Origin of the sequence: Bradyrhizobium erythrophlei (assembly GCF_900129505.1) — a bacterium.
GTDB lineage: Bacteria > Pseudomonadota > Alphaproteobacteria > Rhizobiales > Xanthobacteraceae > Bradyrhizobium > Bradyrhizobium erythrophlei_D.
Map to the genome: position 1 here is coordinate 8,413,359 of NZ_LT670818.1, position 25,122 is coordinate 8,438,480.

General features: G+C 62.7%; 23 protein-coding genes and 1 pseudogene. 12 read left to right on the forward strand and 12 right to left on the reverse strand.

From position 1 onward, the window contains the following. Positions 1–42: 42 nt before the first annotated feature. The 6 genes from flhB to flgB all read right to left on the reverse strand — a co-directional run bounded on the left by flhB (position 43) and on the right by flgB (position 3,490). The gene (gene flhB, locus B5525_RS39890; protein WP_079571704.1) at positions 43–1,122 is read right to left on the reverse strand and encodes a flagellar biosynthesis protein FlhB; all 1,080 of its coding nucleotides are present in this window, start codon (positions 1,120–1,122) and stop codon (positions 43–45) included. A gap of 12 nt (positions 1,123–1,134) precedes the next feature. Continuing rightward, positions 1,135–1,905, reverse strand: a complete 771-nt coding sequence (gene fliR, locus B5525_RS39895; protein WP_079571705.1) for a flagellar biosynthetic protein FliR — start codon at positions 1,903–1,905, stop codon at positions 1,135–1,137. A gap of 17 nt (positions 1,906–1,922) precedes the next feature. Then, positions 1,923–2,186, reverse strand: a complete 264-nt coding sequence (gene fliQ / locus B5525_RS39900) for a flagellar biosynthesis protein FliQ (protein ID WP_079571707.1) — start codon at positions 2,184–2,186, stop codon at positions 1,923–1,925. Between the two features lie 119 nt (positions 2,187–2,305). Beyond that, positions 2,306–2,614, reverse strand: coding sequence for a flagellar hook-basal body complex protein FliE (gene fliE / locus B5525_RS39905; protein ID WP_079571708.1), 309 nt, complete (start codon positions 2,612–2,614; stop codon positions 2,306–2,308). Positions 2,615–2,631: 17 nt separating this feature from the next. Then, entirely contained in the window at positions 2,632–3,057 is a 426-nt protein-coding gene (flgC, locus tag B5525_RS39910) for a flagellar basal body rod protein FlgC (protein WP_079571710.1), read from the reverse strand. 28 nt (positions 3,058–3,085) lie between these two features. After that, a complete protein-coding gene (flgB, locus tag B5525_RS39915) occupies positions 3,086–3,490 on the reverse strand; it encodes a flagellar basal body rod protein FlgB (protein WP_079571712.1) in 405 nt (134 codons plus the stop codon). Between the two features lie 382 nt (positions 3,491–3,872). On the opposite strand from flgB, the gene B5525_RS39920 reads away from it, so the two are divergent. The 9 genes from B5525_RS39920 to B5525_RS39960 all read left to right on the forward strand — a co-directional run bounded on the left by B5525_RS39920 (position 3,873) and on the right by B5525_RS39960 (position 13,803). Then, on the forward strand, positions 3,873–4,934 hold the full coding sequence (locus tag B5525_RS39920) for a flagellar biosynthetic protein FliO (RefSeq protein WP_079571713.1): 1,062 nt from the start codon (positions 3,873–3,875) through the stop codon (positions 4,932–4,934). Further along, a complete protein-coding gene (gene fliP, locus B5525_RS39925; protein WP_079571715.1) occupies positions 4,931–5,683 on the forward strand; it encodes a flagellar type III secretion system pore protein FliP in 753 nt (250 codons plus the stop codon). The genes B5525_RS39920 and fliP overlap by 4 nt, the downstream gene beginning before the upstream one ends. A 125-nt stretch (positions 5,684–5,808) precedes the next feature. Further along, on the forward strand, positions 5,809–6,003 hold the full coding sequence (locus B5525_RS46985) for a pyridoxamine 5'-phosphate oxidase family protein (RefSeq protein ID WP_244567739.1): 195 nt from the start codon (positions 5,809–5,811) through the stop codon (positions 6,001–6,003). A gap of 433 nt (positions 6,004–6,436) precedes the next feature. Further along, positions 6,437–7,327, forward strand: a complete 891-nt coding sequence (locus tag B5525_RS39935; RefSeq protein ID WP_079571716.1) for a hypothetical protein — start codon at positions 6,437–6,439, stop codon at positions 7,325–7,327. A gap of 386 nt (positions 7,328–7,713) precedes the next feature. Beyond that, positions 7,714–8,133 (forward strand): hypothetical protein, encoded by a 420-nt coding sequence (locus B5525_RS47660; RefSeq protein WP_197687886.1) that lies wholly within the window; start codon positions 7,714–7,716, stop codon positions 8,131–8,133. A gap of 137 nt (positions 8,134–8,270) precedes the next feature. Beyond that, positions 8,271–8,798, forward strand: a complete 528-nt coding sequence (locus B5525_RS45720; RefSeq protein WP_172900067.1) for a hypothetical protein — start codon at positions 8,271–8,273, stop codon at positions 8,796–8,798. A 314-nt stretch (positions 8,799–9,112) separates the two neighbouring features. After that, positions 9,113–10,756 (forward strand): porin, encoded by a 1,644-nt coding sequence (locus B5525_RS39950; protein ID WP_172900068.1) that lies wholly within the window; start codon positions 9,113–9,115, stop codon positions 10,754–10,756. 193 nt (positions 10,757–10,949) lie between these two features. Then, positions 10,950–11,270, forward strand: coding sequence for a hypothetical protein (locus B5525_RS39955; RefSeq protein WP_154073727.1), 321 nt, complete (start codon positions 10,950–10,952; stop codon positions 11,268–11,270). 34 nt (positions 11,271–11,304) lie between these two features. Beyond that, a complete protein-coding gene (locus B5525_RS39960; RefSeq protein ID WP_079571723.1) occupies positions 11,305–13,803 on the forward strand; it encodes a tetratricopeptide repeat protein in 2,499 nt (832 codons plus the stop codon). Between the two features lie 321 nt (positions 13,804–14,124). Here the strand turns inward: B5525_RS39960 and B5525_RS45725 are convergent, their stop codons facing one another. Continuing rightward, positions 14,125–14,313, reverse strand: coding sequence for a hypothetical protein (locus B5525_RS45725; RefSeq protein ID WP_172900069.1), 189 nt, complete (start codon positions 14,311–14,313; stop codon positions 14,125–14,127). Between B5525_RS45725 and B5525_RS48115 the strand changes: the two are divergent. The 3 genes and pseudogenes from B5525_RS48115 to B5525_RS39970 form a co-directional block, all read left to right on the forward strand. After that, positions 14,302–14,601: pseudogene (locus B5525_RS48115) on the forward strand (tetratricopeptide repeat protein); the annotation flags it as partial. The gene B5525_RS45725 and the pseudogene B5525_RS48115 overlap by 12 nt on opposite strands. A 15-nt stretch (positions 14,602–14,616) precedes the next feature. Continuing rightward, positions 14,617–16,386 carry a tetratricopeptide repeat protein gene (locus tag B5525_RS39965; protein ID WP_172900070.1) on the forward strand — a complete coding sequence of 590 codons (1,770 nt, stop codon included), beginning with the start codon at positions 14,617–14,619 and terminating at the stop codon, positions 16,384–16,386. Positions 16,387–16,668: 282 nt separating this feature from the next. Further along, positions 16,669–17,910, forward strand: coding sequence for a sensor histidine kinase (locus tag B5525_RS39970; protein ID WP_244567740.1), 1,242 nt, complete (start codon positions 16,669–16,671; stop codon positions 17,908–17,910). A 56-nt stretch (positions 17,911–17,966) separates the two neighbouring features. Here the strand turns inward: B5525_RS39970 and B5525_RS39975 are convergent, their stop codons facing one another. The 5 genes from B5525_RS39975 to fliL all read right to left on the reverse strand — a co-directional run bounded on the left by B5525_RS39975 (position 17,967) and on the right by fliL (position 24,806). Next, entirely contained in the window at positions 17,967–21,737 is a 3,771-nt protein-coding gene (locus B5525_RS39975) for a hypothetical protein (RefSeq protein WP_079571728.1), read from the reverse strand. Between the two features lie 104 nt (positions 21,738–21,841). After that, the gene (locus B5525_RS39980) at positions 21,842–22,645 is read right to left on the reverse strand and encodes a MotE family protein (protein ID WP_079571729.1); all 804 of its coding nucleotides are present in this window, start codon (positions 22,643–22,645) and stop codon (positions 21,842–21,844) included. Next, the gene (locus B5525_RS39985; RefSeq protein WP_079571731.1) at positions 22,642–23,091 is read right to left on the reverse strand and encodes a DUF6468 domain-containing protein; all 450 of its coding nucleotides are present in this window, start codon (positions 23,089–23,091) and stop codon (positions 22,642–22,644) included. The genes B5525_RS39980 and B5525_RS39985 overlap by 4 nt, the downstream gene beginning before the upstream one ends. Further along, the gene (gene fliM, locus B5525_RS39990; RefSeq protein WP_079571733.1) at positions 23,088–24,290 is read right to left on the reverse strand and encodes a flagellar motor switch protein FliM; all 1,203 of its coding nucleotides are present in this window, start codon (positions 24,288–24,290) and stop codon (positions 23,088–23,090) included. The genes B5525_RS39985 and fliM overlap by 4 nt, the downstream gene beginning before the upstream one ends. Positions 24,291–24,308: 18 nt before the next feature. Next, the gene (gene fliL, locus B5525_RS39995; RefSeq protein WP_079571734.1) at positions 24,309–24,806 is read right to left on the reverse strand and encodes a flagellar basal body-associated protein FliL; all 498 of its coding nucleotides are present in this window, start codon (positions 24,804–24,806) and stop codon (positions 24,309–24,311) included. Between the last annotated feature and the right edge of the window lie 316 nt (positions 24,807–25,122).

The window sequence follows — 25,122 nt, forward strand, 5'->3', positions numbered from 1 at the left end:
GGGCATTTCCGGCCCCTTCCACAATTCTCCGCCCGGCCAGGTTCACGCCCGCCGGTTGAAAACCCCGCGCTTGAGCCCCATCACATAGCCGATGATCTCGGCCACCGCGTGATAATGTTCCACCGGGATTTCGTCGTCGATCTCCACCGTCGCATACAACGCCCGCGCCAGCGGCACGTTCTCGACGATCGGGATATCGTGTTTGCCTGCGACTTCCCTGATCTTGAGCGCGATGGTGTCGATGCCCTTGGCGACGCAGACTGGCGCCGACATGCCGCGTTCGTAACTGAGCGCCACCGCGTAGTGGGTCGGGTTGGTGATGATCACGGAGGCCTTGGGAACCGCGGCCATCATGCGCTTCTTCATGCGCTGCTGGCGCAGCTGCCTGATGCGGCCCTTGACGTGGGGATCGCCTTCGGACTGCTTGAACTCCTGCTTCATCTCCTGCAGCGACATCTTCTGCCGCTCGAACCACTGCCGGTACTGGAACAGATAATCCGCGATCGCGACCGCCGCGAGCATCGCCACCACCGCACCCATCAGATGCACGGTCAGGCTGGTGGTCGCACTGAGAATCATGCCCGGGTCGAAGTGCATGAACGACTCCAGACGATGACGCTCCGGCCACAGGATCGCCGTCATGACCGCGCCGAGCGCGATCAGCTTGAAGAGCCCCTTGGCGAAATTCGCCGCCGCCTGCTTGCCGAAAATCCGCTTCAGACCCGACGCAGGCGAGACCTTGCTGAATTTGGGCTTCAGGGACTCGGCCGACCACACCAGCCGATGCTGCACCATATTGCCGGCGATCGCCGCCAGCGCCAGCAGCAGGAACGGCACACCGAGTGCCGCCATCAGCACATAGCCGAGCGACTGCGTCAGCACCAGAAGGCTCGCACCGTCGGTATGGATCATCCAGGATTTGGCGATCAGGTTGCGCAGCGGCATCAGGATGCCGCCGCCGATCGATCCGGAAAACGTCTGCAGCACCAGCGTACCGCCGGCGATCACGAACCAGGTGTTGATTTCCTGGCTTTTGGCGACGTCGCCGCGTTCGTGGGCGTCGTCCAGCCGTTTTTGCGTAGGGTCTTCTGTTTTATCGGAACTGTCGTTCTCGTCGGCCATTTCTTGCCACTTTCACTTGAGCGGGATCAGCTCATGCATGACGCCGATGAAGTAATCGAGGAAGGTTCCCATCAGCGCCGTGAGAACGAGCGCGAAGATCAGGAAACCGAACAGGATCGCGAGCGGCACGCCGACGAAATAGACCTGCATCTGCGGCATCAGCCGCGCCAGGACGCCAAGCCCGATATTGAACACGAGGCCGAACACCAGAAATGGCGCCGAAAGCTGCATGCCGATCTTGAAGGCGGCGGCGAAGGCGCGGGTGGCCAGCGCCGCGACGTCGCCGCTCGGCATGACCTCGCCGGGCGAAAAGATCGTATAGCTGTCGTTGAGGGCCGCAATCACGAGGTGATGGCTGTCGGTCGCAAACAGCAGCGTAATGCCGAGCAGCGTGAGGAAGTTGCCGATCAAGAGGCCCTGCTGGCCCTGGGTCGGATCGACCGCGGTGACGAAGCCGAGGCCCATCTGCTGGGCGATCACGCTTCCTGCGACCTGCAGCGCCGAGAGCGTCACCCGGGCGGTAGCCCCCAGAACGATGCCGATGATGATCTCGTACACCATCAATACCAGCAGCGACGAGATCGACTGCATGTCGATATGATAGGCCGCGCGGTGCAGCGGCAGGATGATCAGCGTCAATAACAGTGCGATCGCGAGCTTGATGCGAACCGGAATGTTGGTTTCGCCGAGCCCCGGCAACAGCATCACCATGGCACCGATGCGGGCGAACACCAGCATGAAGGCGGCGGCAAGCGCGGGCAACAATGAGACATCGATGCGCATTGGTCACGCATACTGCATCAACCGCCTATGATTCGCGATGATATACGCATCATGTGGCTGTGCAGCGCATCCGCCATGAACGGCAAGGCGAGCAATAACGTCACGAAGATCGCGAGAATCTTCGGCACGAACACCAGCGTCTGTTCCTGGATCTGGGTCAGCGCCTGGAACAGCGACACCACCACGCCGACCACGAGGCCGACCACCATCAAGGGCGACGACACCACCACGATGGTCCAGATCGCGTCGCGCGCCACGTCAAGGGTTTCAGCACCGGTCATTTCGAATTCCCTTTTTCTCGTCTCACGGTGAGGAGCGCGCTCTTCGCGCGCGTCTCGAACCATGAAGCCCGTGTGGTTTTCCATCCTTCGAGACGCCGGCTCCTCAGGATGAGGACCGATCAGATCGGCATCTTCATGATGTCTTCGTAGGACGCGATCACACGGTCGCGCACCGACACCAGGGTCGAGACCGCGACGTCGGTTTCCGCCACCGCCGTCACCACGTCCATCACGTTGGCCTTGCCCTGCGCCATCGACACCGTTTGGGCGTCGGATTTCTTGCCGGCGTCGAGCACGCTGCCGATCGCGTCCTTGAGCAGCGCGCCGAACGAGGGGCCGCCGCTCTCGGAGCCCTTGCCGGCGCCGCCGGTATCGAGAATGCGGGCGAGATTGGCGTAGGCATTGGCAGCGACTGTGGGTGAAGCCATGGTTCAAGCTTTCCTGTTCAGGCCTTGAGGATGTCGAGCGTGCGCTGAATCATCCGGCGCGTGGCGCTGATGATGTTGAGGTTCGCTTCATAGGATCGTTGCGCGTCGCGCATATCGGTCATTTCGATCAGCGGATTGACGTTGGGGAATTTGACGTTGCCGGCGGCGTCCGCGGCCGGATTGCCGGGGTCGTGCTTGACGCGAAACGCCGACGGATCGGGCCTGATCTTGCCGAGCGTCACGGTATTGGCATCCAGCGTGCGGTCGAGCGCAGAGGAAAATGTCGGGACCTTGCGGCGATAGGGGTCGCCGCCGGCGCTCTGCGCCGTGGAATCCGCGTTGGCGATGTTTTCCGAAATCACCCGCATCCGCCCGGCCTGCGCGCGCAGGCCCGAGGTCGCGATGCCCATCGAGCGGGCGAAATCGTTCATATCGTTGGCCATGATCTGTTACCTCGGCTCTTGTCAGCGCCTAGCCCTTGCCAATCGCGGTCTTCAGGAGATGCAGGCTCTTGCCATAGAGCGAGGTCACCGCCGCGTAGTCCATCTGGTTGGCGGAAACCTTGAGCATTTCGTCTTCCAGATTGACCGCATTGCCGGCGGGCCTGGTCTGGAAACCCGCCCGCTTGTTCTGATCGAAGGTCGGGTCGTTGCCCGACTGGGCGATATGCGAGGTCGTGGTGCGCATCATCGCCAGCGTCCCCATCGATCCCGCAGGCGCGCCGCTCTTGTCGAATTTCGGCTCGACCAGATCGCGCGGCTTGAAATTCGGCGTGTCGGAGTTGGAAACGTTCTCGGACAGCACCCGCTGGCGCTCCTGGTGCCACTGCATCTTGGTACGCAACGCCGAGAGGACCGGAAGATCGTTGATGGACATCGGCTACCGCTCCACTTTCCCTGCCGGGCACCATGGCCTCGGGTAGGCAGAATTTGCCGCGTGTATAGTTAACAGCCGGTTAATTTGCGGGAGCCGGTGGACGGCCCGGGCTCGAGCCGCCGATTCGCGCAACGGGCATCAATTATGCGCATTTTCGCCACGAAAGCTGCGTTAACCAACCAAATCGATCCAATCCGAAACCCAAGAAGTCATTTTGGCCCAGCCGATTCATGGGTTATTAAGATGTGGGACGCGGCAGCTTTTGCCGCAGGATGTTAAGAATTAGGGCCGGGTTCAGGCTTTTTTTCGCCGTCTGTTGCATCGATTCGGATCTGCGTGCGACGGACGGGAGACAAGAAATCGCTATTTGCCGGGGACACACATGCAGGCACTGACATTCTTCTTCGCGTTCGTGGCCGTGCTGGCACTGATCGGGGTCGCCGCCTGGCTGGTTCGCCGATTCGCCGGCAGCCGCCTCGGCACCAATACCAATCGCGGGCGGATGCCGCGGCTGGCCGTGATCGACGCCGCCGCCGTGGACGGCCGCCGGCGCCTGGTGCTGGTGCGCCGCGACAATGTCGAACATCTGCTGATGATCGGCGGCCCGACCGATATCGTCGTGGAACCCAATATCGTGCGCGCGATGCCTGGACGCGAGCAGTTGCCGCAACGGGCCGGCGTCGCCGCCGAGCCGCCGTCCCGGGTTGCGCCGCTGCCCGACGCCGCCTGGGCCGACAGCATTGGGCCGGGCTTCGAACAGGCCGAGCCGCAAATGCCCGAACCGCCGCCGCGGCCGGTCCGCCCCTCGTTCGCCGACGAAATCCGCCGTCCGGCGCTGGCCGAACGGCGCGGCGAGCCCACGCGTGGAGAACCCATGCGCGGCGAGCCTTCGCGCAGCGAGCCTTTGCGCAACGAATCTGGGCGTAACGAGCCGATGCGCGGCGATCCCCTGGCCGGTTTCGCCCCGGAGCCGCTCGGTAATCCGCTTGGCGGCCGTCCCGAATCTCGCCCCGAGCCACGCGTCGAACCGATGCCGATGCCCTCGCGCGCGACACCGCGCAGCGAATCGATGATGCCCCGCCCGCCGCGCCCGAGCGAGATGCCGAAGGCACCGCCTCCGCTTCGCGCCGCTGAACGGCCGGCCGCGCCACCTCCCCCACCTCCCCCTCCTGTCCCGCCGGCCCCTGCAATGTCCGCGGCCGACCAAAATCTTGCCGAGATGGCGCAACGGCTGGAGGCCGCACTTCGCCGGCCCGCCGGCGAAGCCGCTGAGCCGAGGGTCGGCGCGCCGCCGGTTGCGCCCGAACCGCCGCCCGCCCGCGCCGCCACCCGCAGCGAGCCCCCGGCGGCCCCGCCGGTTGCCTCGCCCTCGCCGAAGAGCGGCTTTGAAAATCTCGAAGACGAGATGGCGTCCTTGCTGGGCCGTCCAAAGTCCCCTTCGTGAGATCGGCGACCTTCCCGCGTAGAGTTTTATTTTTCCTAGTCCTGATCACCGCCGGTTCGCTGGCGGCGCCTGCGTTCGCGCAGGACATCAGCATCAATCTCGGCCAGGGCAATGGCGGCGTCACCGAGCGGGCGATCCAGCTGATCGCGCTATTGACGGTGCTCTCGATCGCGCCGTCGATCCTGATCATGATGACGTCGTTCACCCGCATCGTGGTCGTGCTGTCGCTGTTGCGCACCGCCTTGGGCACCGCGACCGCGCCGCCAAACTCCGTCATCATCGCGCTGGCGATGTTCCTGACCGCGTTCGTGATGGGGCCGGTGCTGCAGAAATCCTATGACGACGGCATCAAGCCGCTGGTCGCCAACCAGATCAGCGTCGAGGAAGCGTTGCAGCGGGCCGCGGTGCCGTTGCGCGGCTTCATGCAGAAGAACGTGCGCGAGAAAGACCTGAAACTGTTCATGGACCTGTCGGGCGAACCGCCGCCGGCCACGCCCGAGGACATGTCGCTGCGGATCCTGGTGCCGGCCTTCATGATCTCCGAGCTGAAACGCGCCTTCGAGATCGGCTTCCTGCTGTTCCTCCCCTTTCTGATCATCGACCTCGTGGTCGCTTCGGTCCTGATGTCGATGGGCATGATGATGCTGCCACCGGTCGTGGTGTCGTTGCCGTTCAAGTTGATCTTCTTCGTGCTGGTCGACGGCTGGTCGCTGGTGGCGGGCAGCCTGGTGCAAAGCTACGGCGGCTAGCTCGCCGATCCAGCGCCGGCTGCGTCGATTTCTATCCACCATTGACTTCCCTCAAGGCCACGCAAACCGAAAGGCATTACCGTACTTAGCGCGCCTTGCCTTGCTCGCAACGATAGAGACGGCCGATGGATGCGAACATCAGAGAGAAAATTCTGACGATCCTGGACAAACACCGCATCATGACGGTCGCAACGCTGCGGCCCGACGGTTGGCCGCAGGCAACGACCGTCGGCTATGTGAACGAAGGCCTGACGCTGTATTTTCTCTGCGGCCTTGACAGCCAGAAGGCAATCTGGCGCTGGACAATCGGCTGTCGCTGACGATCGACCACGACACCCCGAACCTAATGGCCATCACTGGCCTTTCGATGGCGGCGCGCGCCCATGCGGTGGAGGATCGGGCCGAAGCAGAAAAGGTCTTGCGCATGCTGCCGCTGAAATACCCCGAGGCGCCGCCTTTGCCGATGAAGATGCCGAACCCGGATGAAATCCGCCTGTCCGCGTCACCCCGACGGTCATTTCCCTGCTCGACTACTCGAAGGGATTCGGACACACGGATCTCCTCACCTGCTGATCGCATGATCCCGGCGCCCTGCGGCTATCCGGGCCATGTCCCCCGCCTCCCGGCGCAGCGTCGGCAGGCGGCGCCGGATGGGATGCCCAATCGCAGGCCGGCCCTGCGATCAATCAGCTGTTCCGTAGCGCCCCGCGCGTCCTTATGATGGGCGCTAGCGCAACCCCGGGGACCGCATCCATGCCGCAGCCATTCGACCGCGCCGCAGAAGATCTCGGCAATTCGGTCCATCTCGAGCACGTCAACGTCCAGGTCCCCGACCAGCGCCTGGCGACGCTATTCTATGTCGCCGGACTCGGCCTTACCCGCGACCCCTATCTGATGGTGTCCGACACCAATATGTGGGTCAACGTCGGCAGGAGCCAGTTTCATTTGCCGAGCGGCAAGGCGCAGGTGCTGCGCGGCCATACCGGGATCGTCATCGCCGGCCGCGAGGCCCTGCTCGACCGGCTCGCATCGGTCGCCGGGAAACTGGATGGCACCACCTTCGCGTTCAGCGAGCACAATGACCACGTCGAGGCCATCTGTCCCTGGGGCAATCGCATACGCTGCTACGAACCGGATGCCGCGCGCTTCGGGCGCATCACGCTCGGCATCCCCTATGTCGAGTTCGAGGTACCGCCCGGGACCGTGAAAGGCATCTGCGCCTTTTATCCGCAGATCATGGGGATACCCGCCGAATACAAAAACGGCGACGGCGCCCTGGCGCGCGTGAAGATGGCGAAGGACCAGTTTCTGCAGTTCCGCGAAACCGATCGGCCATTGCCGGAATACGATGGCCACCATGTGCAGATGTACATCACGAACTTCTCCGGTCCTTACCGCGTGTTGTCGGAACGCGGCCTGGTCTCCCAGGAAGACAACCAGTACCAATACCGATTTCGCGACATCGTCGATCCCGCCGATGGCAGGCACCTGTTCACGGTCGAGCACGAGGTGCGCAGCGCCACCCATCCGATGTATCTGCGGCCGCTGATCAACCGCAATCCGGCGCAGAGCAACCGCACTTACGCCGATGGCCACGACCAATGGCTCTGGGCGATGGGGCCGGACCAGTTCGACGGACGCTAGCTCTTTCTTTCCGGCCGGATCGATCGTCGCGCGCTGTCGGGAGAAAAACCGCAACCGCCGGACGGACGCAACACGCTGATTGCGCTTCACGCGCTGCGCCGGCTTCATGCCGGCAGCGCAAAGCGGCGTCACCCGGGCGGGGACGCCAATTTGTCGCGGATGGCATCTTTCGAACCGTTCGCGGTGTCTGACCATAATTCCGTCAACTCACCAATTTCAGAATGATTGAGGCCGCCGGACAAACTGAGTCGGCGCATCTGCCAAAAACCCGCTTCGAACCATTCTGGAAACCATTGCTACCAAGAAACAAGGCAACGAGCACCGGGTTCGGCGATTGTGGGAGCGTTTCATTTGACGATCCAAATTCAACTTGATGGAGTACCGACTTGAAAAATCACATCGCCTTCCTGTTATGCGGTGCCACCGGCCTTTTGACCTTCAATGGCGCCGGCGCGGCGCCTTCCCCATCCGCCTCCGCCCCGGTTCAGTCCTATGCCGACCTCCTGGAGCCGATTCCGAATGCCCTGACGGCGCTCATCACGGATGACCTGACCAAGGCACACCAGCCGAAACCGCTGTTGCAGCTCGCTCAATATCACCATCACCACCATCATCATCACCATTCGTTCTACCACCACCACCACCACCACCACCACCACCATCACCATCACCACGGCTATTTCGGCGGCGGGATCGTGGTCGCACCTCCCGCGTACGGCTATGGACCCGACTGCTATCTCCAGCGACGCGTCGTGATCACGCCCTACGGCGAACGCATCGTGCGCAATGTCCGGGTTTGCGATTGAGCAAGAGCACCGGTTCACCGCCGTCAGCGGGATGAACCGAACAAAAAGGCGAAGGAGACATTTTTGGTCTCCTTCGTCCTGACTGCGCTACCTGGCCGCGGCAGGTTTGGCCCGCGTTTGAGCGCTGCGGCTTGCATTTGCTTGCGTTCGCGATTTCATTGAGCGAACATCAGCCATTCAATCCGCGGCCTTGTCATTTGGACCAGCAACACCCGAGAACCTGTGGCGACTGCACGGCGTGCTGCGACGGCTGGCTGCAGATCGAAGTGCGTGGACACCATATCCGGCCGGGCAAGCCGTGTCCGTTCAGTGTCGCAAACCAGTGCTCGATCTACAGCGAACGCCCCCAAAAACCCTGCCGCGAATTCATTTGCGGATGGTTGGTCGCTTCAAGCCCGTTGCCGGAATGGATACGTCCGGACAAATCCGGCGTGATCATGCTCGCGGCGAATTTTTTCTGGCGCGGCATGCCGGTCGACGTGTTGGTCGCAGCCGAAGCTGGCCCGAAGAAGAAAGCGCTGGACTGGCTCATGAAGTTCAGCGCTGAAAAGAAGCGCCTGCTAATCTACCAGGTGAAAGACGAGTGGTTCGCCTTTGGGCCGCCGGCCTTTCAGGCCGAGATTACCGAACGCATTGCGCGCGGCGAGAAACCCTGGGCGGGCTGAACGCGGCTTCGCGAGTGCGACGGGAATTTTGCACTGCACAACCAGGGCTTGTTCGGGCGTGGATGGGCTGGTGACCGCCCTATCAAATGCAGCGTTTTGGGATACCCAATGCAAGATACGCGGCGCGAGCAACGCCCGAGAAATTTCCATGATTCCCATAGATTGTTGCAGCACAACAATAAAAATGTACCATTTTTACTACAGGTTACAAATCTTCAACAAAACGGTCTGCGAAGCCTTCCTATTGGCATTTGGTATACATTACGCTGCATCGCCTTCAAGTAGAAATGGGCGCAAAGCGGTGGGGAATTGCCATGAGGAATAAACTTCTTTCGGGGACGGCTTGCGCCGCGCTCTGTCTGGTCTCGTTCAGCGGCGCGGCGCGATCGGCGACCCTCGATGACGTAATGGCGCGGCTCGACAAGATCGAAAAAGAAAATGCCGAATTGCGTTCGAAGGTGCGCAGTCTCTCCGCAAAACCGGCTGCCGTATCGGTAGCCGCGGCACCGGCTGTTACCGATCCGAGCAAGTTCAAGGGTAATCCCGTTCTGCACGGCAGCGTCGCGACTTCGCCGGCACCGGTGCCGCCACCCGGCCCGATGATTGCCGGCATTCCGGTAAAAGCGGGCCCGTTGACGCCGTTGATCGACAACACGACCGTCACGCTCTACGGATCGATCGATCTGTCCGGGGACATTTTCAATCCATCGGTGTTCGATCAGGGGACCAAACTCGGTGTCGCGAGCAACATCTCGAGTTTCGGCGTCCGGGTGAGGCATAACCTCGCGCCCTACGGCTGGGAAGGCATGGCGGTCGTCGCGCAATTGGAATCTCAGGTCGATTTCGCGTCCGCCCCGACCGAGCGCGCCGCACTTGGAACGCGCGACAGCTATCTGGGGCTGGAGGGCCCGTGGGGCGCCATCAAGGCCGGCAAGAGCGATACGCCCTACAAGAAGTCCACCGCTGCGATGGACCCGTTCACGCGAACGCTCGGCGACTACAATTCGATCATGGGCAACACGGGCGGAGACAACCGCGCCGAGTTCGATTGGCGGATGAACCACGCGGTCTGGTACGAATCGCCGATCTACAACGGCTTCCAGTTCAGCGCGCTGGCTTCCCCCGGTCAGAATTACGCCAAGGACAACAGCGACTATTCGTACGGCGACGCGTTTCAATGTAACGGCGCGTCGAGCCGCGGCAGCGGCAGCAACTTCCCCGGCACCGGGGGCGCCGTGGCCGGCAATATCGGCGGCAACGGTTGTACCGACGGTTCTTACGGCAATGCCTATAGCGCGGCTTTGACCTACAAGAACGGCCCGTTTAATGCGATCGCCGCCTATGAGCTCCATGAAGGGGTCAATCGTCACGGCGACGACGGACTCGAACCTGGTCTGATCGCTCCGGTCTTCCTGGCCGACGGTTCTCAGGTCCTCACCGGCGTTCACAATGAATGGGCCGCGAAAGTCGGCGGCGGCTACCACTTCAACGACGGCCTCGGCGATCTCCAGCTGAACGCCTTCTACGAGTGGATTAGACGCGAAGTAACTGCGATCGAGCAGCCCTTCAATGAACGCTCCCGCGACGCCGTGTTTGCAAGCGCCACCCAGATGATTGGCAAGTGGGCAATCAGCGGGTCCTATGCCCACGCCTTCAGTAGTCCGGGCAACCCCGCGATGTTGAGCGTCAATGATCCCGTGCTTGCGTCGGCCGCGACCTTGCAAGGAAACCTGTTCGCAAATGACGCCAGCCAGTATGCGATCGGCGCCCGTTACTACTTCAACAATTGGGCCAGCTGGTACGTCGTTGCCTCTCAGCTCAACCAGGGTCCGGGAGCGCATTACTGTCTCGGCGCCAGCGGTCATGGCTATCAGGTCTGCTCTCGCGACGCGGCCAACGACACAATCGGCGGCGCGACGATCAGAGCTGCTACCACGGGCATGACGTTTAACTTCTGAGCATCTGCGGATATGGGATGAAGGGGGACTTTGACGAGTCCCCCTTTCTCTCGTCTCCCGGGACTTTTGCTTGGAGCCCGCGAATCTAGATCACGCCCTGGTCCGATAAAATGCTACGAAAAAACTGGTTCTATCGGCGCTCCGCCGCGCTAGAATTGGGTGAACTCGCAGGCGATACAGGGAGGGCCGACCCGTGGATATGCAACCCCCGCCGGCCTTTGTGCAGCTTGTGCAGGCCGAAGTCCCCGATGCGCCGGTCGATCCGGCGCCCGTCGAGGTCAACGTATTCAAATACATCCCGGAATCGGCGACCGCGGTGACGATGATCGTGACGCTGACGCCGCCGACCGGCCAGGCCGTGATCTATGCAGCCGGCCACGAGAATGACGGCACTGTATTCAAGGGGCCGCGTTCGATCGACGAAGTCAAGCTTTCCGGTCCAACGATCTACGTGAAGCTTTACGGAGCAACGAGCTTCGATATCCAGTACATCAATTACAGGCAGCGCGAGTGAACGCTGCGCTGTTCGGCTGAAGACGAACGACGCTGTGGGACATCCTACACCCGAGCAGCTGTTAAAAAATGCCGTCGCGGCACAACGCAGTGGCGCGCTCGCGGATGCGAAGCGGCTTTATGCCGCCGTGTTGAAAATCGATCCCGTCAACGCCGCCGCGTTTGGCAACCTTGCCATCATTGCGGCCCAGCAGGGCGACCTCGCAGCCGCCGAGCGGCTCATGCGCCGGGAAATCGAGCTGAGGCCCAATTATGCGGCGAGCTACAACAATCTCGGCTCGCTGCTGCAGCAGCAGGCCAGGCCGGCAGACGCCATTGTCGCTCACCGGCAGGCGATAAAACTCAATCCGAATTATGCCGAGGCGCATTTTGCGCTCGGCAACGCGCTCGGGCAGCTGGGCAGGCTCGACGAAGCGATGGAGGCCTATCGATCCGCCATCAAGGCGAAGCGCGATTATCCAGAAGCCCACAACAACATTGGCGTGCTTCTGCAGATGCAAGGCAGGCTCGAGCAGGCAGCGTCGGCGTATCGCGAGGCGACCACGCTGAGGCCGGCCTATGCGGAAGCCCAGTTCAACTTCGGCACGGCGCTGCATCGGATGCATGACCTGGAAGCCGCCGAAGCGGCGTATCGGCGGGCGGTCTCGCTCGATCCCGCGATTGCCGTGATCCACAACAATCTGGGAACCGTCCTGAAGGATCAGGGCCGGCCCGATGCGGCACTGGCGACGTTTGATGATGCCATCAGGCTGAATCCGAACTATGCGGAGGCGTTCTACAATCGAGCGATGGTGCTGCTGCAGCAGGCGCGAGCGGAGGAAGCGCTGGCGGCCTATGGCCAGGCCATCGCGCTTCGAAAGGATTATCCCGATGCGATCAACAATGCCGGTATCGTGCTTCAGGAACTAGGACGCGCCGGTGAGGCGATCGAGCTTTACCGCCGGCTCCTCGAACAAACGCCGGCGCACGCCGATGCCTGCAACAACATGGGGACCGCGCTGCTGACGGAAGGACGCGCCGACGAAGCGCGGACGGCGTTCGAGCAGGCGCTGACCCACAAGCCCGATTTCCCCGAGGCATTTTACAACCTCGGAAATGCCTACCGGGAACGCGGCGATCTCAAAGGCGCGATCGCGGCCTATCGAAACGCCCTGCATCTCCGGCCCGATTACGCGGATGCGTTCAGCCAGCTCGTGTATCACCGTGCGCAGGCCTGCGACTGGGACAATTCTGAAGCGGAGCAGGAAGCGCTCGTCGAAATGACGCGGCGGGGAGTTCGTGTTCCGCCTTTCTCTCTGTTTTCGACGCCTGCATCCGCATCCGATCAACTGCTCTGCGCCCGGCAATGGATCCGCCCGGTCAGGCCGCCGCCGAATTACGCCTTTGACCATCATCCTGTCGCCGGGCGGGGACGCATTCGTCTCGGCTACCTGTCCGGGGATTTTCATCAGCACGCGACAGCACAGTTGATGGCGGAATTGTTCGAGCAGCACGATCGCGAGCGATTCGAAGTGCTGGCTTATTCCTATGGGCCTGACGACAATAGCGCGATGCGCGCGCGGCTTGCTTCCGCGTTCGATCGTCTTGTCGACATTCGCGCGCTGTCGCATCACGATGCGGCGCGAACCATTCACGCGGACAGGGTCGATATCCTGATCGATCTCAAGGGCTATACCCATCATGCGCGGCCCGCGATATCAGCCTATCGCCCGGCGCCGGTGCAGGTGAGTTATCTCGGATATCCGGCTACCATGGGGGCGGATTTCATCGACTACATCATCGTCGATCCGTTTGTCGTCCCGCAAGACCAGCAACCATTCTTCTCAGAGAGACTGGTTCATCTTCCAGGCTGCTACCAGGTCAACGACAGAGAGCGGAAGATGGCGGGCGCGGCCGGGTCGCGACAGGATTGGGGATTGCCCGCCGCTGCGCTGGTGTTCTGCAGCTTCAATAATAGTTACAAGATATCGCCGGCGATTTTCGATATCTGGATGCGCCTGCTCCGCTCCGTGCCCGGTAGCGTTCTGTGGCTGCTCGAGACCAACGATCTGGTCAAAGACAATTTGCGCCTCGAAGCCGGCAAGCGCGGTGTCGAAGCCGGACAGCTGATATTTGCTCCCATCGTTTCGCCGGCAGAGCATCTCGGACGTCACCGGCATGCCGATCTGTTTCTCGACACCCTGCCCTGCAATGCGCATACCACGGCTAGCGACGCGCTGTGGGCCGGGCTGCCGGTCCTCACCTGCAGCGGTGACACGTTTGCGGGCCGTGTGGCGGGCAGCCTGCTCATGGCGACCGGCCTAGCGGAACTGGTCACGGGATCGGTCGAAGACTATGAGGGGACGGCTCTGGCCCTGGCGCGCGATCCGCAACGCTTGCGCGCGTTGCGGAACAGATTGGAGAACAATCGTGGCGCGAGCGCCCTCTTCGATCTGCCAAAATCGACCGCAAATATTGAAGCGGCCTACGCGCGGATGTGGCAAACTTGGAGTTCCGGACAGGAGCCGGCCGCTTTTTCGATCGAAAGCGCTTGAGAGGATAGAGACCATGCTGATGCGTATCATCGTTGCCTTCGCGTCCGTTCTGGCATTCGGCACCGGCAGTGGATTTGCCGACGCCTATAAGGCACGCGGGCACCACCACCGCCACGCGGGTGTCGTCCGGGCGGCGCCGCCGGCCGTTGCGCCGGCGCCATATGACGGCCCAACGCTCGTATTGCATCCTGCCTCAAACATCGCGTGTGATACGCCCTATCGTTCGACGCGGGCACTGCCGTGCGATCAGCCGGTCTGGGTCTACGGTAGCCCATGCGAGGTGGATCTGAGTCTCGGACGCTCCCGGTCGTGCGACTGGCGTTAGACGGCAGCGGTCGTTTTCGAGATACCGCCATGAATGCCGGGGGCCATTCCGAGCAGCAGCTTGCAGCCGCGATGGCTCATCATCGTGCCGGCCGCCTGGCCGAGGCCGAACGGCTGTACCGGCTTGCCTGTGACGATGATCCGAAGAATGCGCGCGCCTTTCACTTGTTGGGAGTGGTTGCCCATCAGCTAGGGCGCCCCGATGCGGCATCGCTCGTCGGCCGGGCAGTGACACTCGATCCGCGCTTCGCCGAGGCCCACAACGACAGAGGCGCGATCCTCGCGGCCAATAGATCGTTTACCGACGCAGTCGCCTGCTTCGAGCGGGCCGTGAGCCTCAATCCCGGATATCATGAGGCTCGCAACAATCTCGCGCGGGGATTGCGATCGCTTGGCCGCTTCGGTGAAGCGCTGGTACAGTTCGAACAGATACTAAAGTACGCGCCGGATTCTCCGGTTGCGCATTTCAATCTGGCATCGGTGTTCGAATTGGCCGGCCGAAAGTCGGATGCCGAAAGTCATTACTGCAGCGCCATTTCACTACGACCCGATTTTGTTGATGCGCATATCCATCTTGCCTTGCTGCTCTTGGATTTGGATCGGCTGCCCGAAGCGCTGGTTCATGCGGAACGCGCGGTCGCACTGCGTCCGGACAGTGCCGGCGCGCGCAATAATCTTGGCAATATTCTCAGGACCATGGGCCTGCGCGATGCGGCGATTGCGCAATACGAGGCGGCGCTCGGGACCGATCCGAGCTCTTTCATGGCGCATTACAATTGTGGCGTAGCGCTGCGCGGTGAGGCACGAATTGCAGAAGCAAGACGGCATTTCGCGCAAGCCCTGGCGCTCAAGCCAAACTTTCTCGAAGCCGAATTGGCCCTGTGCATGGCGGAGCTTCCGGCACTCTACAATGATGAACCCGAGATCGCCGAGCGGCGCGACGCCTATGCAGGCCGGCTCGCCGGGCTCTGCGCGGACACCGCGAGTGCCGAAGCACCTGCAGCACTGGCGGAGACGATCGGCTCGCACCAGCCGTTTTATCTGCCCTATCAGGGCCGTAACGATCGAGAGCTTCAGGTCTTGTACGGCTCGATGGTTTGCGGCGTGATGGCTGCGCGATACGATGCGCCCGTTATGCCTGCCGCGCCAGGTCCGGGGGAGCCGATCCGCCTTGGTATCGTCAGCGGGTTCTTCAGACAACACTCGAATTGGAAGATCCCGATCAAGGGATGGCTTAGCGAACTGGACCGAACGCGATTCCATGTGTCCGGCTATTACACCAGCGGAGAGCGGGATGATCAGACCGAGATGGCCGCGACATTGTGCAGACGTTTCGTGCAGGGCCCGCTGTCGCTCGATGCATGGCGGCGCACGATCCTGGACGATGCGCCCGATATCCTGATCTTTCCTGAAATTGGAATGGACAAGGTATCGGCCCAGCTGGCGGCGCAGCGCCTCGCGGCGGTTCAATGCGCTTCCTGGGGGCATCCGGTCACCAGCGGTTTTCCGACGATCGATTATTTCATCAGCAGCGATCTCATGGAGCCGGCAGGAGCCGCGGCTCAATATTCCGAGCGGTTGATCCGGCTTCCGAATCTCTCGATCTACTACGAACCATCGGACGTTCCGGCTCGCGGCGTTGACCGGACACAGCTGGGTTTGCGCGCAGATTCCGTGGCTTTTTGGTGCTGTCAGTCCTTGCCCAAATACCTGCCGCAGTTTGACCAGGTCTTTGCGCGCATTGCCGCCAAGGTTCCCGGCTGCCAGTTCACGTTTATCGAATTCGCGGGCGGCCGGGGTGTCACGGAGATGTTTCGCGGGCGCCTTGATCGCGCGTTCCTGGCCCTAGGCCTGAAGGCGGCCGATCACTGCGTTTTTCTGCCACGTCTGGCCCCGGACCATTTTGTTGCTGCGATCGGTCAATGCGACGTAGTGCTGGACAGCATTGGATGGTCGGGTTGCAACTCCATTCTGGAGAGCCTGGTTCACAATGTTCCCATCGTCACCCTGCCCGGTGACACGATGCGCGCCCGGCATGCCGCCGCTATCCTGGAAAGGATGGGGATGCGCGAGACGACGGCGCGGACCGTCGACGACTACGTCTCGATCGCAGTGTCGCTCGGCCGTGATGCGGCAAAACGGGCTGAGTTTTCCACCCGAATCGCAAACAAGAAGCAACTCGTTTACCGCGATCGCGTCTGCATCGCCGCCCTCGAGGCATTTCTGGACAAAGCCGCCCGCCCTGGCCAAGAAGTCTGAAAATCAGAATAACCTGCATGCCGCAGGTCCGACACCCATTCGGACCTTGCTGAGCCGACTTGCCCCTGATGACAAGGATCGGTATCCAAGTTAACGAATTGTGGCCCGGGTGTAAGATCGCCTGCAGCACCAGGGGCATTGGACTGAGCCTACGGGAGCCAGCAAAGGGGTCGGTCCGTTCGGACGAGAGCAATGGCCAGCAAGCGAACGTCGCGCCCCCCTCTTCCGTCCCGGTCAGAGCTGCGAGAGCAGGTAGCTGAACTCGCTGCGCAGCAAGCGGCCATGTCGGAGGTGCTTCGCGCGATCGCCAGCTCGCCGCACGACCTTCAACCCGTCTTTGAGACCATCCTCGACAGCGCCACGCGGCTCTGCCGAGTTGATTCGGCGGCCCTGCGTCTCTCCGAAGAAGGGGGCGCACGCCGCGTCGCACAGAGACTTACGCCGGGCGCGGCCGCCCAGTGGACAGGACCACCACCTCTCGCGCGACCAGGCACCTTTCTGGGTGGGCTCGCTATCAGAAAAACGCCCCTCCACATTCCCGATATAACGCAACATGAAAGTTATGTCGGGGGCGATCCCACCGTAGTGGCCGCCGTCGATTTGGGAGGAATGCGGACACAACTTTCCGTACCGCTGTTGAAGGACGATCACGTCATCGGATATATCGGCCTTGCACGGCGGCGGCTGCAGCCCTTCACGGACAGGGAAATCGAGCTTGTCACCGATTTCGCCAGGCAGGCGACAATCGCGCTGGACATTACGCGTCGCGAGCGGGAGCTTCGCGAGGTCCAGGGGGAGCTCGCACGCGCCAATCGCGTTGCCATTCTTGGACAACTCACCGCCTCTATTGCCCATGAGCTCAGGCAGCCCTTGACCGGCCTCGCCGTGAACGCGAACGCCGGCCTGAACTGGCTCGCGCTGCAACCGCCCGACCTCGGGAAGGCAAAACGCACTTTCGAGAGCATTGTCGAGGATAGCCGTCGCGCAGGCGACATCATAAATAGCCTGATGGACCTCACGAAGAAGGAGGCGCCGCGGAAGGAGCTTTTGGACATCAATGACGCGATCGTGGAGGTCGCTGCGCTGATCCACAGCAAAGCCCTCAAGAGCGGCGTTTCGATACACAAGCAGCTCGCACCGCGTTTGCCCCGTCTTCAGGGCGACCGAGTGCAATTGCAGCAGGTGGTTCTGAACTTGATCGCCAACGCCATTCAGGCGATGAGCGGCCTCTCGGAGGGCAAGCGAGAGCTGCAGATCAGCACCGAGAGAACGGAGAACGGCGTGGGGGTTGCCTGCCGGGATACCGGTCCAGGGTTGACGCCGGAAACGCTGGACCGTCTGTTCGAGCCATTCTACACGACGAGATCTGACGGTATGGGCATGGGACTGTCGATCTGCCGTTCCATCGTCCAAGCACATGGCGGGCGACTATGGGCGACCGCCTGCAAGCCGAAAGGCGCTCTATTTCAGTTCACGATCCCTGCCGACCAAGACGATGGCGGATTTGAATCCACGATGAGCTAAAGAGCAGACGCGCAGGCAGCAAGGTGCACCGCTCTGGACGGCGCTCAAGGCGCGCGCTATTTCGCCGCGTCAGCCCGCGTCAAACCGATGATCCGCGGCAGCGAGCCGGTGTGGACCGGTTCGGCGCCCTCCACGCCCGGCGGCAGCGGCGCGCGCGCGGTCGCGTCCGGGAAGCGCGTCTTCATCTCGCGCAGGAAGCCGTCGAGCGTGTCGACCTTCGCGGCCATCTTGGCGATCTCCGCGAATTCGGCGCTGTTGGCGCCGGCCGGTTTGCTCGCGGTATCGAAGGCGGCCCGGTCGGCATCGCCGTTCATCAACGGCACATATTTTTCGCGGAATCGCGCCAGCCCGATGGCATCCTCGGCCAGCGCATATCCGACCACCGCGCGGATCACGTCGCCCTTCTCGGCGGGGCTCAAGGGTCTGAAGTCGCGCCAGCGGTCGCTGTAGTAGAGTTCGATCTGTTCGGAGGCCTCGCGCCAGCGTCGCGCCGCCCAGTAGATATCGGAGCGCAGCCGGATTGCCTCGCGGCCGGAAATGTTGGAAATGATGTCGAGCGCGAGGTCGTGGCGTCCGACGTCGCTCTGTGCGCGCGCTTCCAGTAGCAGCCGCTGCTGACGCAATTCGCCCGACAGATCGGCAATGCGCGTGGAACGAAGTGCGGTGATCGCGCGATCCGGCTTGCGGTTAGTCAAATAGACCATGGCGAGCCGCGCCGCGACCTGGGCGCGCGCCGCGCCCTCCAGCCGCTTGTCGACCTGATACTGCAGCAGTTCGCTGGCCTGATCGAGCAAATCGACCGCGACCAGCCGGTCCGCGAGCTTTCGGATCATCTCGTCGCCGCGTCGCCCGATCGGCGTCAGATCGCGATTTTCATAGAACATGCCGAGCGCGTCGACCGGCGGAAGATCGTCGCCCTTCGGACTGAGAAACAGCTGCGCGAACAGCGCCGACGCAATGTCCTGGCTCTGCCGCGAGGCTTCCGAATTGGACTGCAGCCTGGTCGCGGTCTTGGCCGCCTGGAAGGCTTCGCCGTAGCGCCCGGTTTCGGCGTAGATGCGCTCCAGCAGCAGCAGCGTCTTCACCTCGATGCCGTCGCCCCGCCACATTGCCTGCAGCGTTTCGAGTTCGCGCAAGGCGTCGAGCTGGCTGATTTCGTCACGTCTCTGCTTGAGCGCGATCTCGCGCAGCTTGGCCTCGGCCGCAGCGGCGCGGTCCGGCGATTCGACGGCAGCCCTGTACTGATCCAGCGCATCCTTGTCGTGTCCGAGTCCTTCGGCGAGCCAGCCGCGCAGCACCGCGGTCGCGGGTTTCGCCTCGGGCGCAACGCCGATGACATCCAGCTCGCTGCTGCGCTTCGATGCCCCCGGAAAGTCCTTGACCTCGAGCGCCGCGCGCATCGAATCGGTGAGAACGATGCGCTGCAACTCGGTCGGCAGCGAGGGGATCACCACTTCGGAATTCTTGAATTTCTCCCGCGCGTCCGTCCACTTCTCCTGGCGCGCATAGGCCAGCGCCTTCCACAATTGCGAATCGTAATTGCCGCCGACCACTGGGTTGTTGAGGTCCTTTAGCGCCCTATCCGGACGCCCGATCAGGCTGTTGGCGACCGAACGCATGACCAGCGCATTGGGGTCCTCGAGACCCGCCTTGGCGCCGGAAAGGGCGAGATCGAGCACGCCCTTGGCTTCGTGATACCACGCCCGCGACATGTAGAAGCGGGCGAGATCGAGGTTCGCCGCAATGCGCCGGTCGGCCTCGGCGGCCCCGGCCGCGGTGATCAGTTCGTCCTCGCGCGCGATGAAATTCCCCTCCTGGCCCTTGCGCCACTCGATCGGGTCGAAAACCGGACGCGCGGCCGACGTCGCGCGCTGCGCGCCGACCTCGGCCGACGAGAGCGTCAGGCCGCCGGGCCGGCCGAGCAGAACCTTGTCCGATATGATTTGGGCGGTGACGTCGTCGGAGTTCGGACGAAGCGCGACACCGTGGATGGATTCGAGCAGCGACAGTTCGACGAAATCCTGCCGCTTGATGAAGCCGCGAACCGGTGCCCCTGCCGTCACTACGATGATTGTGTCGCCGGCGTCCGGATCGGTGAGCCTGTGCAGCCGGCCGGCCTTGGCAAGCGGCACCGTGACATTGGCGAGCGAAGGATCGGCGATGTTGCGGACCGCCACCAAAGGCTGGCTGGGCGTCCGCAGCACGTCGGAAAAATTGAGCGTCCAATTCGCGCTGCCCGGCTCGTCATCGCTCGTCAGCGAGGGCAGTTGCGGGCGGTTCAAACGAATGCGGATCGCCTGCCCGTTCTCCAGCGCAAATATGCCGACATCCGATATGATCGATCCGCCCTTGTTGCGGATCGGCTCGACATCGATCGGTTTTGCGGAATCGAACACCAGCCAGACCGCGTCGGCGCGGCGAAACAGGGCCGCCGGCGTCGGCGCGGCGAACGAAAAGGTCAGGCTCAGGCCTTCGCTGGTTCGCATTGCCACCACACCGGTCGTGCCCTCGCCGGCCTTGCCCGCCGCAGCAGGCTTGGTCTCGGCCGCGGGCTCCACGGCGGCGGCTGGCATCTTTTGCCGCGGCGGCTCGGCCAGCGCGGGCGGGGCTTCCTGCGCAGCCTCTTGCCTCGGCGCTTCGGACTTTGCCGCCTCGGACATCGGCGGCTCGGACGCTGGCGCTTCGGATTTTGACATCTCGGATTTGGGCGGCTCTGCGACCGGCGATGGTGCCAGCGCTGGCTCGGACCTGACCTCGATATTGGCCTCCTTGGCGATCGCCTCCGAGGTCGGCGGCACGATGGCAGCCGGCCGTCGTGGCGGCGCCGGCGGCTCGGAGAGCTTCGCCATCGGCACGGCCGGCACCGCCTCGGCGCGAGCCGGCGCGGCATGGCCGGGTGCTGCGGCCTCACGGCCCGCCGGCGCGTGCGAGGCATCCGCCGCGGGCGAAGGCAGCGCCGCCGGCTTCTGCGGCGCCTGGAAGGCAACGTCGATCACGTAGTTCTTCTCTTCGCGGAAGGAGTGGACATCGACATCGCCGATCAGCGTCATTTCCACCGCGGTCGCCTCGCCGTCGACCTTCTGATTGATCGAGGCGATGTTCGGCGGCGCTGCCTCCTTGGCATCCGCCAGATCGAAAGTCAGCGACGCATTGAACTGCAGCGTCAGCTTCTGATCGTTCAATACCGAGGAGACGCCGACGCCATCCGGCATCTCGAACACGAATCGCACGAAGGTCGGCTGCACCGAGGTACGCACGCGAACCGGCGGACGCTTCTTGGCCTCCGCCTCGGCGCGCTGCAGGCGAAGCGCGCGCTCGGCGGCGCGGGCGCGCTCGGCGAGCTCGCGGACCACCTCCTGCGGCAGGCTGGGCGGCGGACCGTCCCAGGAATCGGGCAAGAGATCGACGAATACCCGCTCGCCGGCGGTCATGGTATTGACGGTCACCCGGCGCGCCAGCGACAGCCGGATCGCCGAACCATCGGGATCGCGCCGTGCGGAATTGACGTAATCGGGCGCATATTCAGGCAACCGGTCGACCGCAATATCCACCGGCTGGACGAAACGAATGACCAGGATCGAGCCGGCGGTGGTCACATCGGAAGGAACATCTTTGGCGAGTTTCAGGATCAGCCTGGCGTAGCCCCCGGAAGTGGAAAACGTCGCCTCGCCCTTGACCGCATCGGCGGCGCGGCAGGCGCCGGAAAAGCTCACGCCGACCAGGACCAGCACCGTCGCGAGCCACGAAACGCGGCGGAGGCGACACTGCGCCGCCCGAGCGCCGGCGCGGGCTTGCGACCAAACTCCAGCGGCAGCCTTTCGCGCCATTCCAAAGGGTACTTTCAGCTTCAAGGATCGCTCGCGACAGGGCGCCCTCCCCCCACGCGGTCGAATCCTAGAATTGGCGAATTAAGGTCCTGTTAAATATCCCGCTAATTGGGCTTTTGCGGCAGCATCTTGCCTTCGATTTTGGGAAGATCGGCGGCGGAAGCGGAAGTCGATTTATCCGATCCGGCGCGGCGGGCCATTTCGACGGTCAGCCGCTCGGCCGCCTCCGTCGACATGAGGCCGAGAATATCGGACATCTTGCGCGGCGCGATCTGGGTTGCGATTTCGATCAGCACCGGCATTTCGAGGTGGTCGAACACCTTGGCGGCGTCCTTCGGCTTCATGCCCTCGTACATGGTGATGATGCCCTTGAAGCGGGCGTTATCGGCTTCGGCCTTCTGCTGGGTCGCGGTGGTGATGCGCGATTCCGTCGCCTTCAACTCCTCGGTCTGCGCCTCGATGCGTTTCTCGGCGGCCTTGAGCAGGCTTTCGCGAATGTCGATTTCGCGCGCCCTCGTCTCGAGCTCCTGGCGCCGCGCCTGCAGCCGCTCCAGGATCGCGCGCTCCGACGGCGACACCGACGGGGCTTGCTCGGGATAGACCACGGTGCCCTCAGCGGGCTTCACTTCCGGCGGGGCGGGCTTGGCGGCCTCGTCCTTCGGCTTCTCGTGCGTCGAACCGGTGATGTCGTCGGGGTCGGCCTTGTTATTGCCGCCCGGGAAGTTGAGGTTTTTCTGCGCCCAGGACAATTTACCCGACAATTTTTCCGACAACTTGCCCGGTTGCTGCGGCTGATAATCGAACACGTAGCCGCCATCGATCACGAGGCCGGCGATCTTGAGCACCGCAAGCCCTGCGATCGCGATCAGCACGACCGGAATCACGCGAATGTCACGAAGCGATTTCATGCGGCGAGGCCACCAGGCCTTCTGCGGTCGGAAAACGCCTGGGCCGCCGCCGCCACTGCCTTGGCGCTCGAGACCCTGGGCGGCGACGCCACGGGCGGCGGCTCCGCGTCGGTCGCGGGCCGTGCGGCGACCGCGATCTTGGAGAGCCGGCGGAATATATTGTCGCCTTCCGCGAGCTGGTTTTTCAGCTGCTGCGACATCCGCTCGGCGGAAGTCAGCTGGCTGCCGAGATGCTCGTTGACGTCACGCACGGTGTGCTTGAGGCCGCCGATCGCGCGCTCGGCGATTTCGGTTGCGGTGATCAGTTCGGCGATCGTCGCCTTCAGCGAATGTTCATCCGCCTTCAGCCGCTTCAACCTTGAGTTCAAAACCATGCAGTAACCGATTGTCAATATTAGCAACATCGCCACAAGGCTCTCGATCGCTACTCCGAGTAAATGACTCATTGGGCCTCCAATGCCTTGTTTTGCTCATCGGCCTTCTCGAACATCGCGAAGGTGGTATTGGGCTTGCGCAATTGCTTGGTGACGCGAATGGCGACGCGATCGCCGACACGCCCCATCCTCCCCTCGGTCAGGATGACCTTGCCGCAGCGCACCTCGACCAGCGCGTCGGCGCGCATTTCGAGCGGCAAGGTGTCGCCGACCTTCAGCTTCATCAGCTGCTTGAGCGGAATCTCGGCCTCGTAGAGCACGGCATCGACCGAAATCTCGGCTTGCCCGACCTCGGTTGCGAAGTGACCTTCCCAGATCGGATCACGGCCGAATTTCTCGCCCATGAACATCTGCAGCAGCACCGGGCGGATCGGCTCGATGGTCGCGTAAGGCAGCAGCAATTCGATATTGCCGCCGCGGTCCTCCATGTCGATGTGCAGCCGCACCAGGATGGCGGCGTTGGCGGGCCGGCTGATCGCTGCGAAGCGCGGATTGGTCTCCAGCCGGTCGATGGTGAAGGTCACCGGCGACAGCGGCCGGAACGCCTGCTCGGCGTCGGACAGCACCACTTCGACCAGCCGCTTGACGAGGTTGGTCTCGATCGTGGTGTAGGGCCGGCCTTCGATGCGCAGCGAGGTCTGGCCGCGGCGGCCGCCGAGCAGCACGTCGATCATCGAATAGATCAGGCTGGAATCCACGGTGGCGAGGCCGAAATTCTCCCATTCCTCGGCCTTGAACACCGAAAGCACTGCCGGCAGCGGAATCGAATTCATGTAGTCGCCGAACCGTACCGAGGTGATGCGGTCGAGTGAGACCTCGACGTTGTCAGAGGTGAAATTGCGCAACGAGGTGGTCATCAGCCGCACCAGGCGGTCGAAGACGATTTCGAGCATCGGCAGACGCTCGTAGGACACCATCGCCGAATCGATGATGGCACGGATGCCGGAGTGGTCGTCGAGATTGACCTCGCCGGCGGTGAAACCGAGCAGGTTGTCGATTTCCTCCTGGGAAAGAACCCGCTCGCCGCCGTTCTTGCCGCCGCCGAAATCGCGGCTGCCATCCTCGACCATGGCGGCCCATTGCAGCGCCATGGTTTCGGAGAGTTCATTGGCCGCAGCCGCCTCCGCGGCCTCGGCGGGATCCTCCGAATCGAGCGAGGCTTCCCACTGGGCTGCAATTGCATCCTGGTCGACTGGATCGTTGCCCGCCATGTTGCTAAGCTCGTCTCGTCATTGAATGATGACTTCCTTGAACAGCACGGCGTTGATCTGGTTCGGTGCGAGCGCGACGTTGACCCGCTTGGTCAGTTCTTCCTTCAGCCGGAACAGCCCCGCCGAACCGTTGAGATCGCCCGGACGCAACTCGCGCAAATAGCTCTGGAAGATGTCGGTGACGCGCGGCATCGACGGCTTGATCGCCTCGACCTGCTTCTCTTCCTTGACCTCGAGCACGAGCTTGACCTTGAGATATTGCACGCGCTCACCGGGAGCGCCGGCCAGATTGACCATCATGTCCGGCACCTCGACGAAGGACGGCGGCTTCGGCGGCGGCGCTTCGGCGTGCACTTCCTCCGCGCCGTGCCGGAAGAAGAGGAAATAGGTCGCAGCACCCCCGCCGAGAACGGCGAACAGACCGACGACCATGATGATCAGCTTGAGTTTGCCTTTGGGCGCGGATGCGACTTCTCCGCCTTCCGCTGCGCCTTCAGCCTGTTCGCCCTCTGCCATCGCCCGCCCGGTCCGCTCTCAGGGAAAATGAACTCGATGCCGCGAGGCTGGCCGTGACGCGATACAAATGCCCCCAGCGCACACGCGCTCTCTTGATGGTGACGCTAAGGTAACAATGGTTAATGGAACCTTTCTTTTGCCGGCGAGGTGGGAAAAAGTTGCCGGGCAAACATGGTCAACAAGACCTTTCTGCCGCCCGCGATGACCCCCGGCCAAACACCTATCCCCTTATGAAACAATGACTTTCCGGTTTGGCACGGCTTTCGCTCTACTGAATGGCGAACCGCGGCTTGGGAGAGCCTCTGGTTCGGAAGGA